Origin of the sequence: Williamsia muralis NBRC 105860, assembly GCF_001598915.1 — a bacterium.
Classification (GTDB): Bacteria; Actinomycetota; Actinomycetes; order Mycobacteriales; family Mycobacteriaceae; genus Williamsia; species Williamsia muralis.
In genome coordinates this window covers 637081-653117 of record NZ_BDAP01000002.1, presented here as the reverse complement: position 1 = coordinate 653117, position 16037 = coordinate 637081, and the positions used below count along the sequence as shown (strand labels likewise).

At 65.7% G+C, this 16037-nt stretch carries 14 protein-coding genes; 8 read left to right on the top strand and 6 right to left on the bottom strand.

Annotation, left to right across the window (positions count from 1 at the left end; translation table 11 throughout):
* Nucleotides 1-72 precede the first annotated feature (72 nt).
* Nucleotides 73-2253: a DUF2339 domain-containing protein gene (locus WIMU1_RS09925; RefSeq protein WP_120802612.1), complete on the bottom strand. Its 2181-nt coding sequence runs from the start codon at nucleotides 2251-2253 to the stop codon at nucleotides 73-75.
* A 210-nt stretch (nucleotides 2254-2463) separates the two neighbouring features.
* On the opposite strand from WIMU1_RS09925, the gene WIMU1_RS09920 reads away from it, so the two are divergent.
* Nucleotides 2464-3075: a dihydrofolate reductase family protein gene (locus WIMU1_RS09920; RefSeq protein WP_062796817.1), complete on the top strand. Its 612-nt coding sequence runs from the start codon at nucleotides 2464-2466 to the stop codon at nucleotides 3073-3075.
* A 20-nt stretch (nucleotides 3076-3095) separates the two neighbouring features.
* On the opposite strand, the gene WIMU1_RS09915 is transcribed toward WIMU1_RS09920, so the two are convergent.
* From WIMU1_RS09915 to WIMU1_RS09905, 3 genes are read right to left on the bottom strand one after another with little or no spacing between them, the layout of a single operon-like run.
* On the bottom strand, nucleotides 3096-3755 hold the full coding sequence (locus WIMU1_RS09915) for a response regulator (protein ID WP_023955867.1): 660 nt from the start codon (nucleotides 3753-3755) through the stop codon (nucleotides 3096-3098).
* The gene (gene macS, locus WIMU1_RS09910; protein ID WP_084248132.1) at nucleotides 3748-4986 is read right to left on the bottom strand and encodes a MacS family sensor histidine kinase; all 1239 of its coding nucleotides are present in this window, start codon (nucleotides 4984-4986) and stop codon (nucleotides 3748-3750) included. The genes WIMU1_RS09915 and macS overlap by 8 nt, the downstream gene beginning before the upstream one ends.
* 8 nt (nucleotides 4987-4994) lie before the next feature.
* The gene (locus WIMU1_RS09905; protein ID WP_245968902.1) at nucleotides 4995-6293 is read right to left on the bottom strand and encodes an AI-2E family transporter; all 1299 of its coding nucleotides are present in this window, start codon (nucleotides 6291-6293) and stop codon (nucleotides 4995-4997) included.
* Nucleotides 6294-6408: 115 nt separating this feature from the next.
* Between WIMU1_RS09905 and WIMU1_RS09900 the strand changes: the two genes are divergently transcribed.
* The gene (locus WIMU1_RS09900) at nucleotides 6409-7566 is read left to right on the top strand and encodes a lysylphosphatidylglycerol synthase transmembrane domain-containing protein (protein WP_062797560.1); all 1158 of its coding nucleotides are present in this window, start codon (nucleotides 6409-6411) and stop codon (nucleotides 7564-7566) included.
* 30 nt (nucleotides 7567-7596) lie between these two features.
* Complete coding sequence (locus WIMU1_RS09895) at nucleotides 7597-8001, top strand: DUF3054 domain-containing protein (protein WP_062796815.1); 405 nt, start codon at nucleotides 7597-7599, stop codon at nucleotides 7999-8001.
* Here the strand turns inward: WIMU1_RS09895 and WIMU1_RS09890 are convergent.
* Nucleotides 7991-8893, bottom strand: a complete 903-nt coding sequence (locus WIMU1_RS09890) for an RNA polymerase sigma-70 factor (protein ID WP_062796813.1) — start codon at nucleotides 8891-8893, stop codon at nucleotides 7991-7993. The two genes, WIMU1_RS09895 and WIMU1_RS09890, sit on opposite strands and share 11 nt — an antisense overlap.
* Before the next feature lie 138 nt (nucleotides 8894-9031).
* On the opposite strand from WIMU1_RS09890, the gene WIMU1_RS09885 reads away from it, so the two are divergent.
* Complete coding sequence (locus WIMU1_RS09885; protein WP_062796810.1) at nucleotides 9032-9772, top strand: SDR family oxidoreductase; 741 nt, start codon at nucleotides 9032-9034, stop codon at nucleotides 9770-9772.
* 13 nt (nucleotides 9773-9785) lie between these two features.
* Here WIMU1_RS09885 and WIMU1_RS09880 read toward each other — a convergent pair whose 3' ends face one another.
* Nucleotides 9786-10451 (bottom strand): TetR/AcrR family transcriptional regulator, encoded by a 666-nt coding sequence (locus WIMU1_RS09880; protein ID WP_062796808.1) that lies wholly within the window; start codon nucleotides 10449-10451, stop codon nucleotides 9786-9788.
* Nucleotides 10452-10707: 256 nt separating this feature from the next.
* Here WIMU1_RS09880 and WIMU1_RS09875 point away from each other — a divergent pair, with 256 nt between their 5' ends.
* From WIMU1_RS09875 to WIMU1_RS09860, 4 genes are read left to right on the top strand one after another with little or no spacing between them, the layout of a single operon-like run.
* Nucleotides 10708-12276, top strand: coding sequence for a long-chain-fatty-acid--CoA ligase (locus tag WIMU1_RS09875; RefSeq protein WP_062796806.1), 1569 nt, complete (start codon nucleotides 10708-10710; stop codon nucleotides 12274-12276).
* A gap of 26 nt (nucleotides 12277-12302) precedes the next feature.
* A complete protein-coding gene (locus WIMU1_RS09870; RefSeq protein WP_062796804.1) occupies nucleotides 12303-13319 on the top strand; it encodes a cyclase family protein in 1017 nt (338 codons plus the stop codon).
* 32 nt (nucleotides 13320-13351) lie between these two features.
* Complete coding sequence (locus WIMU1_RS09865) at nucleotides 13352-14623, top strand: acyl-CoA dehydrogenase family protein (protein ID WP_062796801.1); 1272 nt, start codon at nucleotides 13352-13354, stop codon at nucleotides 14621-14623.
* A gap of 5 nt (nucleotides 14624-14628) precedes the next feature.
* Nucleotides 14629-15990, top strand: a complete 1362-nt coding sequence (locus tag WIMU1_RS09860) for a phosphotransferase family protein (RefSeq protein ID WP_084248197.1) — start codon at nucleotides 14629-14631, stop codon at nucleotides 15988-15990.
* Nucleotides 15991-16037: the final 47 nt, after the last annotated feature.

Below are 16037 nucleotides of genomic sequence, written 5' to 3'. Positions count from 1 at the left end.
CATACGAAGGGTGACCGCCACCGATTCGGTGACGGTCACCCTTTTGTGCGCGTTGCTGCGCCCGGCTTCTGATCAGTGCCGGGCGGGCGCGGGTTCGCCGTTGGGTCGGCCGGGTTCAGCGGCTCCCTGCCCCAGCGCCCGGGCATAGCCGGCGCCCACTGCGAGCAGGATCAATCCGACCACGATGAACACGGTCACCCGGAAGATGCCGTCCAGGGTCGCCAGATCGAACAGGAACAGCTTCGCCACGGCGGCGGCGGTCAAGCCGAGCCCCGCGCCGACGGCCATGTTCCGGCTGAGTCCACCGAAACTCTTGTGTCCCCGGGCAATCGAGATCGAGACGATCAACAAGGTGGCCGCGACCACCATCCAGCAGATCGTCGCGGCGACGTGGCCCCCGAGGAATCCGCCGTCGGGTCCGCCGAGTGCGACGCCTGCGGTGACGGTCAGCGCAGTGAGCGCATACAGGGAGATGAGCGCCGACAGGATGCCGAAGGCCTGAACGTTGTCCGCAGAAGGGCGGGCACTGCTCGACCGGTACCAGGCCCAGAAGTTGGTCCACACGGCGGCGATCAGGAGCACGCTGCCCACGATCACCGAGATGGCCTGTCCCCCATCAATTGTCGGCGCCTCCACCACATCGGCCGGCGAGCAGATCACGAGAAAGGCCATACCGCCGATCAACCCGATCACCACAGCGATCAAGCGCGCCACGTGGTCTCGGCGTGCACCGACGGCAAGCACCATCGACATCGCCAGCAGTACGGGGGCAATCACCGGGCCCTCGAACGCGACCACGACGGCGATGACCGCGGCGGCAGCCGACGTGCTTGCGTAGATGTGCCGCGACACCGCCGGCAACGAACGGTCGAGCGCCGCCAGGGCCAGCAGCGCCAACGACGCCCCGGCGATGAGACCCGCAGAAACGGGCCTGCTCAAGGCAACCGGGGACAGCAGCACGGGAATCACCGTGACGCAGCCCAGGAGAGCACCCAGATGGGGAAGGGCAGTGGTGCGCAACAACACTGCTGACGACGCCACACCGAACACCGCGTTCACAGCGATCGCCACGGCGGTGAGGGCCAGATGGCTTCCGCCATCCCAGGCGATCGTGCAGATCCAAAGGGTGAGAACCGATGTGCTGGCGACAACCCGTACCGCGTGCAGCAACGGCCAGTCCTTGCCGAGCTGGATGGGGAAGGCAGCGATCGACATGGCGAGCATGAAACCGATGAGCAGAAGTGATGCACCATCGGTGAGCACGGGGGCAAGGATGAATACCGGGATGAGCACCAGCAGTCCCAGATGTTGCGAATCCCAGCGCCGGGCCAGCAGCAGCCCACCGAATGTGACCGCGGCGGCCAGCAACAGTCCCCCGTAGTCCGGGAGCCAGTCGTAGAAACGTGTCACCGCCACCACGTCGAGGTAGGCCGCCGCGATACCCGTTGCCGACAGCGCGATGGCACCGACACGGCCGCCGGGCCGGGTCGACATCCTCATCGCGATGACCACCAGAGCGACAGCGAGCCCGGCACCGGCACCCACCCGGATCTCCGGGCGGAGGATTCCCGCCTGAGCGGCGAGCACCAGCATCATCACCACACCGATCAACGTGACCGCGACACCGGCAACGGCAAGGATCTTCCCGATCAGCCCCCCGCCCGGGTCAGCGGTCATGCGTTGCCAGAGCGACGGTGTCGCTGGTGGCGGCGGACCGGCCGGGCTCTGTAGCGCGCTTCGATAGTGCGCCGCCGTCGCAGCCGCGAGGTTCTGGCCTCCGGGATGCTGGGCTGCGGGACCTTGGGGCGCGGGACCCTGATGCACTGGACCTTGGGTTGCCGGGCGAGTTCCTCCGGGATTGTGGAACTGCGCGGTCGGCTGCACCAGGTTTGTCGGGGGTTGCGGCATCATCCAAGACGGATACTGCGGCGGAACCTGCTGTGCCCGGCCGGGCACGTATGAGCCGGCCGGCATGCCCGGCCGGGGGTACTGGGGTGGTCGAGGCGCCTGGGCGCCAAGGGGTGGTTGCGGGTTGGGTGAGGGCTGGGGTTGCGACTGCGCAGCAGCCTCCGGGGCAACGGCCTCAGGTACCGCGGCCTCTGCGGCTGGACGGTGAGTGGGCTCGGCCTGCGACGAACGGGACAGAACGGTGCCCAGCTCGAGTAATTCGCTTGATACCCGGGCGAATTGACTCGACAACGAGTTGAAGTCAGCGGAGAGCCGGCTGATGACGGCCTGATTCGGTTCGGTCATGTACCGATGGTCGCGAACGCCCCGCCGCGGCGGATGAGTAACTCTACTCATTACTCATAGGGACTTACCACGGCCCGGCGACCCACCCCGGCCGGAAGTGGCGGCCCGAGAAGGCACCGGCCCGGAAGGTGTCGCGGTACCTTGCCGATGAGTTCTGTCGCCCATACGAGTCTGACTTCACGTCAGCCCCTTAACCAAGAAGGACCACTCATGCCGCGCACCAACCTCTCCATGTCCATGTCGGCGGACGGTTATGTCGCCGGCCCGGATCAGAGTGAAGAACATCCGTTGGGTGTCGGCGGTCAGCTGCTGCACGGCTGGCACATCGGGCCCGCCAGTGACCATCCCGTGAACAAGCAGATCGTTTCCGAGATGATGGACGGGATGGGCGCCACCATCATGGGACGCAACATGTTCGGGCCGGTTCGGGGCGACTGGGGCGATTCGGACTGGACCGGATGGTGGGGCGATGAGCCGCCCTACCACTGCCCGGTCTTCGTCCTCACCCACCATGCCCATGAGCCGATCGCTCTGGAGGGCACAACGTTCCACTTTGTCACCGACGGCATCGAGTCCGCGTACGCGCAGGCCGTGGCAGTCGCCGATGGACGCCCCATCAGCATCGCGGGCGGTGCCTCGTGCGCCCGGCAGGCGATTCAGGCGGGCCTCGTCGATGAGATCGACCTACAGGTGAGCCCCGTCATCCTGGGTTCGGGTGAGCGGCTGTTCGACGGTTTCGACGCCGGGACCCCACAGCTCGAACTCGAGCGGGTCCTGGAGGCACCCGGAGTGGCCCATCTGCGTTACCGCGTCAAACGGTGACACTCGGACACACACTGAGGTCAGCCGGGTTCTGTGTCCAGACCGTTCTCGATGGCGTAGCGCGTGAGCTCGACCCGGTTGCCCAACTGCAGTTTGCGTAGCGTCGCCTGCACATGGTTTTCCACCGTGCGGTGGCTGAGCGACAGTTTCGACGCAATCTGCTTGGCGCTGAGACCCTTCGCGACGTATCGGAGCACCTCTGTCTCACGGTCGGTGAGAGCAGGTGCGTCAACGCCGCGGTCTGGGTCTCGTGCTATTCGCCGGTACTCGCCCAGGACCAGGCCGGCCAGCCCAGGGGTGAAGACTGCCTGGCCGGCGGCTGTCGCCCGCACCGCCGACAACAGTTCTTCTTTCGACGCGCTCTTGACCAGATACCCACTGGCTCCGGCCTTGACCGCTTCGAGGACGTCGTCGCGTTCATCGGACGCCGACAGCACCAGAACCCGCGTGGCGGGTGACGCCTCGAGGAGACGCACCGTCGCCTGAGCGCCGTTGCCGTCGGGCAGCTGCATGTCCATCAGCACCACATCCGGGCGAACCGCCTCCCCGCGCCGGGCAGCCGAATCCACGCTGTCCGCGGTGGCGACCACCTCGAATCCTGCGTCGGAGAGGTCACGCGCCACCCCGTCTCGCCACATCGGGTGGTCGTCCACCACCATCACCCGCAACACATCAGGCATGAGCAGAACCCCTCCGTTGATCGTCTGCGGACCGGCTCGCGTTCCCGCCTGCCATCCGTTTGGACACCTCGAGTTCCCATTCGGTTCCCTCCCCCGGTGCGGTGTCGAGCCGGGCCGTGCCCCCGAGCGCCTCGATCCGCGCCACGATCGACTCCGACACACCCATCCGACCCTCCGCGACAGCCTGCGACAGCCGGCCCTCGGCAATGCCTCGCCCGTCGTCGCGGATACTCACCACCACCTGTTCACCGAGATCTTCGATGAGCACGTAGGCGCGCACACCGGGGCCTGCGTGCAGGCGAACATTGTCGAGGGCGTTGACCACGGCGGCCTCCAACTCCACGGCAAGTCGGTGATCCACCGGTACCGGCTCACCCGGCTCGCTGATGGTGACCAGGTCGCTCGCGTGGGGCCGGAGCAGCATACGTAGATCGATCTCCGCAGGCTCCCCGGGAACCAAGGCCGGTTCGATGTCGGCGATCAGGCGGCGCAGCGATCGCTCCTGCTGGCCGGCGAGCTCAGCCAATTGAGCTGTCTCGCCGCCGATCTCGGCCCCGCGCCGACTGATCAGCGCGAGCACCTGGAGTACGCCGTCGTGTACCTGTCGGCTCAGCCTGGCGCGCTCGTCGGCGGCGGCTGCCACGCGCATGGCCTGTTCGATCCGGACGTGATTGCGGCGGGCGGTCACCGATGCCAGACCCACCCCCACTCCCACGGCCAGCAAGACGACCACGGTCGCGTCCCGCCCGACGTTGAGGTCGTAGCCGCCCTTGGCCACCGCGCTGGCGATTCGCACCGCCAGCCCGAAAGCTGCACCGACCAACGGGCCGCCGAGGATGGCCGCGGACACCACCGCGTTGGTCGCCCACAGCGTGGTCGGGAACGACTGGTTCGACGCCGCCCAGTCGGCAGAGGCGATGAACCTGGTGGCGATGATCAGCGCACACACCACCACCAACTCGATCCCCACCCAGAGCCATCGGCGGCCGGTGCCCTTGAGATAGAGGATGGTGCTCACACCGGTCCAGAAGGTCAGGATCGCGAAGAGGAACCAGCTCCAGGCAACGCGCTCGTAGTCCCCGAACACGGCGAGCTGGAACCCCAAGGCGTAGATGTAGCTCAGGAGGCGAAAGACCTGCGCTGCCCGCCACATCGGCGCCACCGGGTCGGCGTCGTCGGTGGTGGCGTCACGCCGGGTGAGGGACCCGAGCCGCCCAGGACGGTACGTCATCACCGAACTCAGCTCGAATCGGCGGTATTGCCCGCTGTCCCACCGGTTTCGGGCTCACCACGAGCACCGGACGTGCCGGGCACCGGCGACTCGTCGACCACATCGCCGCGGACACCGGGAGCATCCTTCTGGTCCCACAGTGGGCCATCGGGCTCGGCCTCATACATACGCTCGGCATCGCCGTGTTTTCGCAGGGCGGCCTCCCGCGCCGCAGCAACACCATGCGCCTCTGCCGTCCGCTCCTGCAACGTCCGTACCGCCGTGTTGAGGAAGGCGATGATCGGCACGGCGAGCAGCCCGCCGATGATCCCTGCCGTCACCAGGCCGGCCGCGATACCGAGCACCACGGCGACGGGGTGAAGGCGAACCGACCGCCCGAGCAGGAATGGTTGCAGCACATGACTTTCCACCTGCATGACCGCGACGACGATCGCTAGCGAGATCGCGGCGGCGACCCAGCCCTGGGTGACCAGCGCGACCAGCACCGCCAGGCTGCCGGTCACCAGCGCGCCGACGATGGGAATGAACGCACCGATGAAGACCAACGAGGCCAGCGGTAATGCTAAGGGGACCTGCAGGATAGCCAGACCGACGCCGATCCCGATCGCGTCGACCGCCGCCACCACCACGGTCGCCCGCACATAACCGACCAGTGAGCCGAACCCGCGTTGCCCTGCCTCCCAAACCTTTTCCCGTGATGCCTGCGGGATGGCGAGGGTGAGGAACCGCCAGATCTGACCGCCGCCGTAGAGGAAGAAGATGATCAGGAACAGCATCAGCAGTGCGCCGGTGACGATCTCGCTCACCGTGGTGGCGGTGGCCAGCGCGCCGGAGGTGACCTTGTCCTCGTTGTCCTGCAGCACCTTGATCGCGTCGTCGCCGAGGTGGTCGATCTGGTCCTGGCTCAGGTTCAGTGGTCCGTCGACGAGCCAACCCCGGCTGTCGTCAATCGTTTTGGTGACCTCGTCGGTCAGTTGGGGTACACCGTCGATGAACTGCTGCACGACAAAGGTCAGAATCCCGGCGATGGCACCGATCCCGACGATGAGAGTTCCCACCACCGCCAGCGACCGCGGTATCCCCCGCCGGTTGAGCCAGTCCACCACCGGAACAAGCAGCGCGGTACCCAGGATCGCGAGCCCGATCGGGACGAAGACCTCTTCGAAAGACTGGATCACCCGCATCAAGGCGTAGACGGCGGCACCGATGACCAGTAGGCGCCATGCCCATTCCGCGGCAGCCCTCACGACCGGATGTACCTGAAGTCGATCGACTACACCGCTGTCCTGGGTCTTTCCATCGCTCACCCGGGCAACACTAGACCCGAAACACCGTCTACGCGGGCAACTGAAGTCGTCGCCAGTACACCGTCTGGCCGACCATTTCCGAACCGTGGCACACCCGCCCGATAAGGTGCTGGACATGACGGCGACGCGCGGGGCCCGCCGCCGGTTCTGGTGGGTGCGTTGGGTGGTTCTCGCCCTCGTCCTGGTGGTACTGGCCGTTGAGGCCTACCTGGTGTGGCCGAAACTGAAGGAAACCTGGGTCCACATCGATGACATCGAGTGGGAATGGGTGGTGCTCTGCATCCTCGCCTCCATGTTGTCGATGGACAGCTTCGCGCAGGTCCAACGTGCACTCCTGCGGTCCGCAGGCCTCAAGATCAAGCAGTGGCAATCGCTTTCAGTGATCCTTGCCGCCAACTCGTTGAGTCAGACCATGCCCGGGGGCCAGGTGATGGCGCCGGCCTTCACGTACCGCCAGACCCGCAAGTGGGGAGCCACGCCGGTCGTGGCCTCCTGGCAGGTTGTGATGTCGGGACTGCTCATGGGGGTCGGCCTGGCGGTTCTCGGGCTGGGCGGCGCCCTGCTTGCCGGCGCCAAGACGAGTCCGTTCTCCATCATCTTCTCGATCAGCGGTTTCATCGCGTTTGCTCTCGTGGCCCAGTACATCGCCCGGCATCCGGAGTCGATCGAGGGAATCGGTGTCTCGATCCTGCGGTGGATCAATCATCTGCGCGACAAAGCCGCAGACCACGGGGTGGTCCGGTGGCGCGAAATCCTGGTGCAGTTGCGCGCGGTGCAACTCAAACCCAAGGACACGTCGATCGCCTTCGGCTGGTCGTTGTTCAACTGGGTCGCCGACGTCGCGTGTCTGGCATTCGCCTGTTACGCCGTCGGCGGGCAGCCGAGCATCGCCGGTCTGATGGTCGCCTACGCGGCGAGCAAGGCGGTCGGGACCGCCATCCCTCTTCTCCCGGGTGGGCTCGGGGTGGTGGACGGCGTGCTCGTTCCGGCGTTGACCTCCGCCGGCATGGGCGCCGCGGAGTCGGTGACCGCGGTGCTGGTCTACCGGATGGTCAGCTATCTGCTGGTCGCCCTGATCGGCTGGGTGGTGATCTTCGTTATGTTCCGGGGCACCTATCGCGACGAAGAGAACGTCGATCTGATGGAGAAAGAGGTCGACGCCCAGCTCCAGGACAGCACGTCAACGGACCGTAACCTCGGTACTTCTGACCCCGACCCGCCTGTCGTCCATCCGTCCGACGACAAGCCCGATTCCCCCGATTCGGTTCGCTGAGCCGCTCGGCAAAACGCTACGGTGGCCTCTATGCGCCGATTGTTCACCGCCTCAGCAGACTTCTTCGCGGTGCTGGTCTTCGCTTTCATCGGTCGGATGAACCATGCCGAAGACCTGTCGCTTCACGGACTGTTCAGCACCACCTGGCCCTTTGCCCTGGGCGCAGCGATCGGATGGTCGCTCGCCTACCTGTACGCGCACATGCGCGCCGATCACGGCTTCGACTACCCGTTCCACCCCGAGCGCGTGTTCCCGGACGGAGTCCTGGTGTGGGTCGGCGCCGTGGTCATCGGCATGATCCTGCGCCAGCAGTTCCATCAGGGTGTGGCCCTCAGCTTCATCATCGTGGCAACCATCGTGCTCGGTGTCTTCCTGCTCGGATGGCGCGCGGCACGCATGGTGCTCTCCCGACGTCGCCAGACGGTCACCACCTGACGGCCTCGTCGGGGGATATCGACGACGACAACGCAGCGACCGCGTGCAGCTTGCCGGGGTTCCTGACGAACAGCAGCGTGTTGATCCCGTCGGCCCCGATGTCGAACGACAACACGGTGTCGGGCCGGCCATCCCGAATGGTGAGCACAGCCGGTGACCCGTTGACCTCCACCAACGTCGAATAGGCACCGGCGGCGAACTTCTCGAGTGTCCCGAGGACGAACCTCGCCACCTTGGCGCGACCGATGATGGGTACCCGCGCGGCACTGACCACACCGCCTCCGTCGCTGACCGCCGACACCTGCGCGGTGAGCACCGACTCGAGCGCGGCCAGATCCCCCGACTGCGCGGCGGTGAGGAATGCGCCCAGGATCTGCGCCTGCTGGTCCGGGTCAGCCGGTACCGCCCTCTCGACGGCGATGTGGTCGCGGGCCCGGCGCACGAGTTGTCGGGCATTGGCCTCGCTGGTGTCCAGCAGCTCGGCGATGTCGCGGTACGGGTAGTCGAAGGCTTCACGCAGGACGTACGCCGCGCGCTCCTTGGGAGCCAGACGTTCGAGTAACCGCACCACGGCCAGCTCGAGCGCCTCTGCTCGTTCGGCGCCCAGTGCAGGATCATCGGTGGTCGATACGGGTTCGGGCAACCACGGTCCGACGTAGGTCTCCCGGGTCGCCCTCGCGGACGTCAGCGCATTGATGGCCAATCGGGTCGCTGTGGTCGCCAGGAATGCCCCCGGATCGCGAACGGCCGATCGATCGGTTCGAGACCAGCGCAACCATGTGTCTTGCACCACATCGTCGGCGTCCGATGCCGTACCCATCATCCGGTAGGCGATCCCGAACAAACGAGGTCTGACCTGCTCGAACTCGGCCAGTCCCACTTCCTGCACCATATGACGTCACCCTTTCGTGCCGGGCCGTTCCTCTGCTGGTGAACGCTCGGGGCCCTTCTGCCCGCATGAGCTTGTCACATTCGCCGGTGGCTACCGGTCTTTGACTGCGAGAGGATCACCACGACGAAGGACTTGAGCATGACGACTTATCTGGTCACCGGAGCAACCGGCCGGATCGGTGTCCCCACCACCAACCGCCTGCGGCAAGCGGGGCACGACGTGAGAGCGCTCAGCCGGCGCGCGGGCGACGGCATGATCACCGGAGATCTCACGACCGGCGTCGGCATCGCCGAGGCCATGGACGGGGTCCACACCGTCATCCACCTGGCCACCACCAACGGGGCCGGCGACATCGAGGTGGCGCGGAATCTCGTGGGTGCGGCGGCCGAGGCGCACGTCGAACACATCGTCCTGCTGTCGATCGTCGGCATCGACAAGATCCCCTTCGGCTTCTACCGTCAGCGACTCGAGATCGAGGCGATCGCCGCCGCCGGTCCGGTCCCACTGACAATCCAGCGAGCCACCCAGTTCCATCCGTTCGTCGAGCAGATGTTCCTGGCCCAGCGGTTCTCGCCGGTTCTGCTGTGTCCGTCGATCAGTTTTCAGCCCATCGCAAGCGATGAGGTCGCAGGCCGGCTGGTCGACCTGGCGGCCGGCGATCCGATGGGACGCGTCGATGACATCGGCGGGCCGGAGCAGCGGACGGCGCGCGAGTTGTTGGCCGAGTGGAAACGCGTGACGGGTCGTCGCCGCCCCGACTTTCCGGTGCGGCTCCCGGGCAAGACCTTCGCGGCGTTCAGGAACGGCGAGAACTTGGTTCCCGGAACACCTTTCGGGCGAGAGACGTTCTCTCGATACCTGACGGCCAAGTACAGCTGACCCCAGGCGGCGTTCAGTTGTCGGCGTCGGGGCGGTAGGCCACCGCGTCGCGGGCCACCGCCTGGTACCGCTTGATGACCTGCTCCTCGCTCGCCGGCCCCGTAGGCCGGAACCACATCGCGACCGCAGTACAGGCGGTGACGATGAACCGGGAGGCCTCGGTCGGGTTGGTGGTGAGGAAGACCCCGCGCTTCACACCGTCCGCCACCACCCGGTCGAAGATTCGTTGCTGCGCATCACGATTGGCGATGACGCGTTCGAGGGACACGGCGTCGAGGCTGCGTAGCTCGGAGTTCCCGATGTAGCTCTCGAGTGGATTCTCGGCATGCACTCCCACATGGGTGCGGACGATCGCATCGAGCCGGTCCGCCGGATTCGCCGGTGCGTCGAGCAGCGCTTTCTCGGTGCTCTCCACCAGAGCCTCGCCACCACGGACCAGAATGGTCACCAGCAGATCGTGTTTCGACCCGAAATGGTTGTAGATGCTGCCGGCGCTGAGGCCCGCAAATCCTGCGATGTCCCGGACCGACGTCCCGTGGTAGCCGCGTGCAGCGATCATCTGCACCGCAGCACTGAGGATCGCTTGCGCCGTGGGGTCATCACCCTGCCGGACCGCAGCCGTCCTGAAGTGCGGGTCGGTGGTGAAGTGAGGGTCGGTTCCCCTCGGACGCTCGGTCATCAGGCTCCCTTCACAACCGTTCTCTCGCACACCGCCCGGGCTGGCATCGACGACAACACGGCGCCGGTGAACGTTCAGTCAGCACCCAGTTGACGGCGGCAACAACCCGGCGATAGCAACACTAGCAACCATCACATGCGAAAAGGCCGTCGAAGCAGCGCGTCAGCGCCAGTCCGGCAAACCGCTGCGCGCTCATCGCGACATCGGCTACGGTGCCGCTGAACGCTTGTTCACCAGCTTGACGTCGAGGAGCAGCATGAGCACTTTCGAGACCACGACGGTGGCGGCGGCCCCCGGACGGCGTATGTCCCACGGAGATCAGCTCGCTCGCAACGCAAGGAAGGTTCCCGACCGCGTAGCCTTCGAGTACAACGGCCACTCTCTGAGCTACCGCGAACTCGATGCCCGCACCAACCGGCTGGCCCGGGGATTGCAGACCCTCGGAGTCGAACGTGGCGACCGGGTCGCCGTGCTGATGCTCAACCGGCTCGAGCTGATCGAGACCTATTTCGCCGTACTGAAACTCGGTGCGATCGTCGTGCCGGTCAATTTCAGGCTGTCGGTGGCCGAGATCGTCTATGTTCTCGACGATTCGGGCGCCACGGTGTTGTTCGCCGACCATCTGCTGGCGCCCAGGGCCGCGCAGGCAACGGGATCACGCACCCTTGTCGTCAGCGGCGGTGACCACGAGGATGTCGAGCAGGCAATCGATTACGACACCCTCCTGGAGACCGATGACGGCTCGCTCGACATCGACGTCGACGAGAACGAGCCCGCTTTCATCATGTACACCTCGGGAACAACAGGGAAGCCCAAGGGCGCGGTACTCACCCACATGAACCTGCTGATGAACACCATCAACGTCTGCCTCGAGCAAGGGGTGAGCGGTGACGGCGAAGTCGGGTTGTCCGGCTTGCCGCTGTTCCACATCGGCGGATTGTCGGGGATGCTCGCCTACGTCTTCGTCGGTGGCACATCGATTCTCATCGACGTCCTGAACTTCGACCCCGTCAAGGCGCTCGAGACCATGTCGGAGCGAGGGGTGGTCGCCGGGTACTTCGTCCCCACACAGTGGAAAGCCATCTGCGAGGCCGCACTGGCCAGAAAGCTCGATTACTCGCTCGAACGCATCGCCTGGGGTGCCTCGGCCGCTCCTCCGTCGGTGTTGAAGGCCATGTCCGACGCGTTCGGCGACGTGCCGGTCTTCAACGTCTTCGGCCAGACCGAGATGAGTTCTGCCACTTGTATTCTGCGCGGAGAGGATGCACTCCGGAAGAACGGCTCGGTGGGTAAGCCCCTGATGAATGTCGAAGTACGTCTGGTGGACCCCGACATGAACGACGTGCCGGTCGGCCAGGTCGGTGAGATCGTCTACCGCGGCCCCACCGTCATGAAGGAATACTGGCGTAACCCCGATGCCACCGCAGATGCCATGCGTGGCGGCTGGTTTCATTCCGGCGATCTGTGCGTGATGGATGACGAGGGTTACATCAAGGTGGTCGACCGGACCAAGGACATGGTCAACTCCGGCGGGGAGAACATCTACTGCGCCGAGGTCGAGGACGCCATCGACTCGCACAGCAAGGTCTCCGAGGTCGCCGTGGTGGCCAAACCTCACCCCCGATGGGTCGAGACCCCTGTGGCAGTCATCGTTCCCTCGGACCCCGCAGACCCGCCCACCCTGGAAGAGATCTCCGAGCACTGCAAGTCGCTGATCGCGTCGTACAAGAAGCCGACGGAGATCCTGGTGGTCGATGCCCTGCCCCGCAACGCCGTGGGCAAGGTGCAGAAGTTCAAACTGCGCGATCAGCTGGCGCAAACCTAGACATCTCACGACCCGACAGGAGAACCATGGGACGCACACAAGACGGCGGCAACTGGTCACTTGCCTGGACCCCGCCGGACTACACCGTCGACGAGAAGGGCAAGCGCGTTGGTTACGTCAACACCTCACAGCCCAACAACTGGGGCCGCTGGGGCGAGGACGATCAGCGCGGAACCGCCAACTTCATCACCCAGGACATGGTCAAAGCCGCTGCGGCGCTGGTTCGTACGGGACAAACTGTCAGTTGCGCGATTCCACTGGACGCTTCCGGCCCGGTCCACCCGAGTCGGCCCGGGGTGGTGCACCTGTTCGGCTACACCGGCGCCGACTTCACGGTCGGCTCACAGCTCCAGCTGATCGCGCCCCGCATCCAGGGCGCCGACGACTACATCTTCATGCCACTGCAGGGCAGCACCCAGTGGGACAGTCTGGCGCACATCTGTTCTGACGACGTCATGTACAACGGCTACTGGATCGGGAACACCGAGTCCGGTGGCGGTGCGGGCCGGAACTCCATCCATCAGCTGAAGACATCGCTCGCCGGCCGCGGTGTCCTGCTCGACCTTGCGCGGTGGCGGGGCGCCGATCGGCTGGAACCCGGGGTCGCGATCACCCCCGAGGACCTCGACGCCTGTGCCGCCGAGCAAGGGGTCACGGTGGGCACCGGCGACATCTTGCTGCTGCGCACCGGGCATGTTCCCTGGTTCTATTCGCTTGCAGACAAATCCGAGTTCTGGACGGCCGGATCGCCCGGGCTCGGACGCGACTGCGTGGAGTGGATCCACCGTAAGGAGATCGCCGCCGTGGCACTGGACAACATCGCCACCGAGGTCGAGCCCGCCGAGGACCCGAGCGACCGACTGTATCCACTGCACATCCGGTTGATCCGCGACCTGGGACTCACCTTGGGTGAGGTGTGGTGGCTCGACGACCTCGCCGAGGTATGTGCAGCCGAGGGCCGCTACGAGTTCTTCTTGTCCGCCCCGCCGCTGAACGTCACCAACGCCGTCGGCTCGCCGTTGAACCCCATCGCGATCCTGTAACCACCCACTCACCGATCAGCAAGGACAATTCAGTGGATTTCGACCTGCCCGAATCGATCACGCAGACACTCAGGGAGATCGACGAGTTCATCGAGGCGGAGATCAAGCCTCTGCAAGAGGCCGACGACAACATGAGGTTCTTCGACCATCGGCGCGAGTACGCACGCACGGATTTCGAGGGCGGTGGGGTGCCGCGCCGGGAGTGGGAAGAGCTCCTCGGCCAGATGCATCGGCTCGCCGATGACGCCGGCTGGCTGCGGTATGCGCTGCCCGCCGAGGTCGGTGGTCGTGACGGCTCGAACTTCGACATGGCCGTCATCCGGGAACATCTGGCACACAAGGGTTTGGGTCTGCACAACGACCTGCAGAACGAGTCGTCCATCGTCGGGAACTTCCCGTTCGCCCACATGTTGATGCAGTTCGGCACCCCTGAGCAGCGTGAGGAGTTCCTCGAACCCATGATCCGCGGGGAGGCTCGCATCGGCTTCGGTCTCACCGAACCCGACCACGGGAGCGACGCCACGTGGATGGAGACCACCGCCCGGCGCGATGGTGACGACTGGGTAATTAACGGCGGCAAGCGATTCAACTCCGGCATGCACAACGCCACCCACGATGTGGTGTTCGCGCGCACCTCGGGCAAGGACGGGGATGCCCGCGGCATCACGGCATTCTTCGTTCCCACCGACCTGCCCGGTTTCTCCGTCGATTTCCAGTGGTGGACGTTCAACATGCCCACAGACCACGCCGAGGTCACCATCAGTGATGTGCGGGTACCGAATTCGGCGATCTTCGGTGCCGAAGGCGAAGGCCTTGCGGTCGCGCAGACGTTTGTCCACGAGAATCGGATCCGGCAGGCCGCCTCCGGAGTCGGTGCGGCTCAGTACTGCATCGACCGCAGCGTGGAATACGCGCGCAAGCGGGTCACGTTCGGCGCTCCACTGTCGAGCAGGCAGGCCATCCAGTTCCCACTCGTCGAACTGCACACCGAGGCCGAGATGGTTCGCGGCCTCGTCCGCAAGACTGCCTGGGAGCTGGACCGATTGCCGCACATGCAGATCAGCGACAAGGTGTCGATGTGCAATTACCGGGCCAACAGGCTGGTCTGTGACGCCGCCGATCGCGCCATCCAGGTGCACGGCGGAATGGGATACACCCGCCACATGCCGTTCGAACACATCTATCGGCACCACCGTCGGTACCGGATCACCGAAGGCTCCGAAGAGGTTCAGATCCGCAAGGTGGCCGGCTACCTGTTCGGATTCGCCGGACCCGACAAGATCAAGACCGACAAGCAGGCGTGAATCCGATGGAACCCGGCACCGACGACATCGGGTCACGCCTCACCGAACGACTGACAACTGTTCTCGGCCAACCGGTCCGGATCGAGCAGCTGCAGCGACTGACAGCCGGGGCGAACAGTGAGACGTGGTCGTTCGAGGCACACCGCGGCGCGGATGTGCAGCGAATGGTGCTGCGTCGTCAACCCGGTGGTGGCCACGGCCCGATGGGTATGACGAGGGAGGCCGAGGCCATCGCAGCCGCGCACGCCGTCGGCGTCCCGGTACCTCGGGTGGTGGACTACGCCGATGACGGTGAAGCACTGGGCGCACCGTACCTGATCGCCGACCACATCGACGGCGAGACCATTCCGCGGAAGATCCTGCGCGACAACCGCTATGCCGACGCCCGCACCTCGATGGCATCGGAGCTCGGTCGGACGCTGGCCCGGATCCATTCCATCCCGCTCGGCTCGGTGCCGGCCTTGCGCAGTGCCCCGACTGCGGATCTCGACCATCTGCGCACCCATTATCTCGACCTGGACACACCGTCGGCCGTCACCGAGATCGCGTTGGCGTGGCTGGCCGCTCACCAACCCGAACCGGTCGGAGAAGCAGTGGTGCACGGCGACTTCCGCAACGGCAACCTGATCGTCGACGAAGGAGGGCTGGCTGCCGTCCTGGACTGGGAGCTCACCCACATCGGCGATCCCAGGGAAGACCTGGGCTGGCTTCTGGTCAAGTGCTGGCGCTTCGGTACCGAACCCGAGGTCGGTGGTTTCGGTTCGATCGACGAGCTGCTGGACGGTTATGCCGAGATCAGCGGGTCGCGGCCCGACACGGACGCGGTTCGCTGGTGGCAGATCTACCGCACGGCATGGTGGGCAATCGGTTGCGCCCAGATGGCGCAGCGACACCTGTCGGGCGAGGTCCGGTCGGTCGAACTCGCTGCCATCGGTCGGCGGGTCTGCGAGCAGGAGCACGACCTGTTGCTCGCCCTCGGTCACCCGGCCGATCCCGCTCCGACCGAGTTGACCGAACTGCCGTGGACCGAGTTACACGGCAGACCGACCACCCCGGAACTCGTCGGTGCGGTCACTGAGTTCCTCCGCGCGTCCGTGATGACCGCCTCCGACCCGGCTCTCGCATTCCAGGCCCGCGTCGCCGCCAATGTGCTCGACATCGTCGAGCGTGAATTGACCTACGGGGGCGTCCAGCAGCAACGCCGGCGGAGTCGCCTCTCCGACCTCGGCTTCGACACCGAGGCCGAGTTGGCCCTGGCGATCCGCTCCGGGTCGATCGGCGCCGACGACCCGGCCGTAGTCGCCGCCACACGCGCCGCTGTGACAGATCGTCTGATGGTGGCCAACCCGCGATATCTGAACATGTAGGACCGGCGCGAGCGCGTTCGGCAATGGCTCTCGCTCGTCGTGCGGTC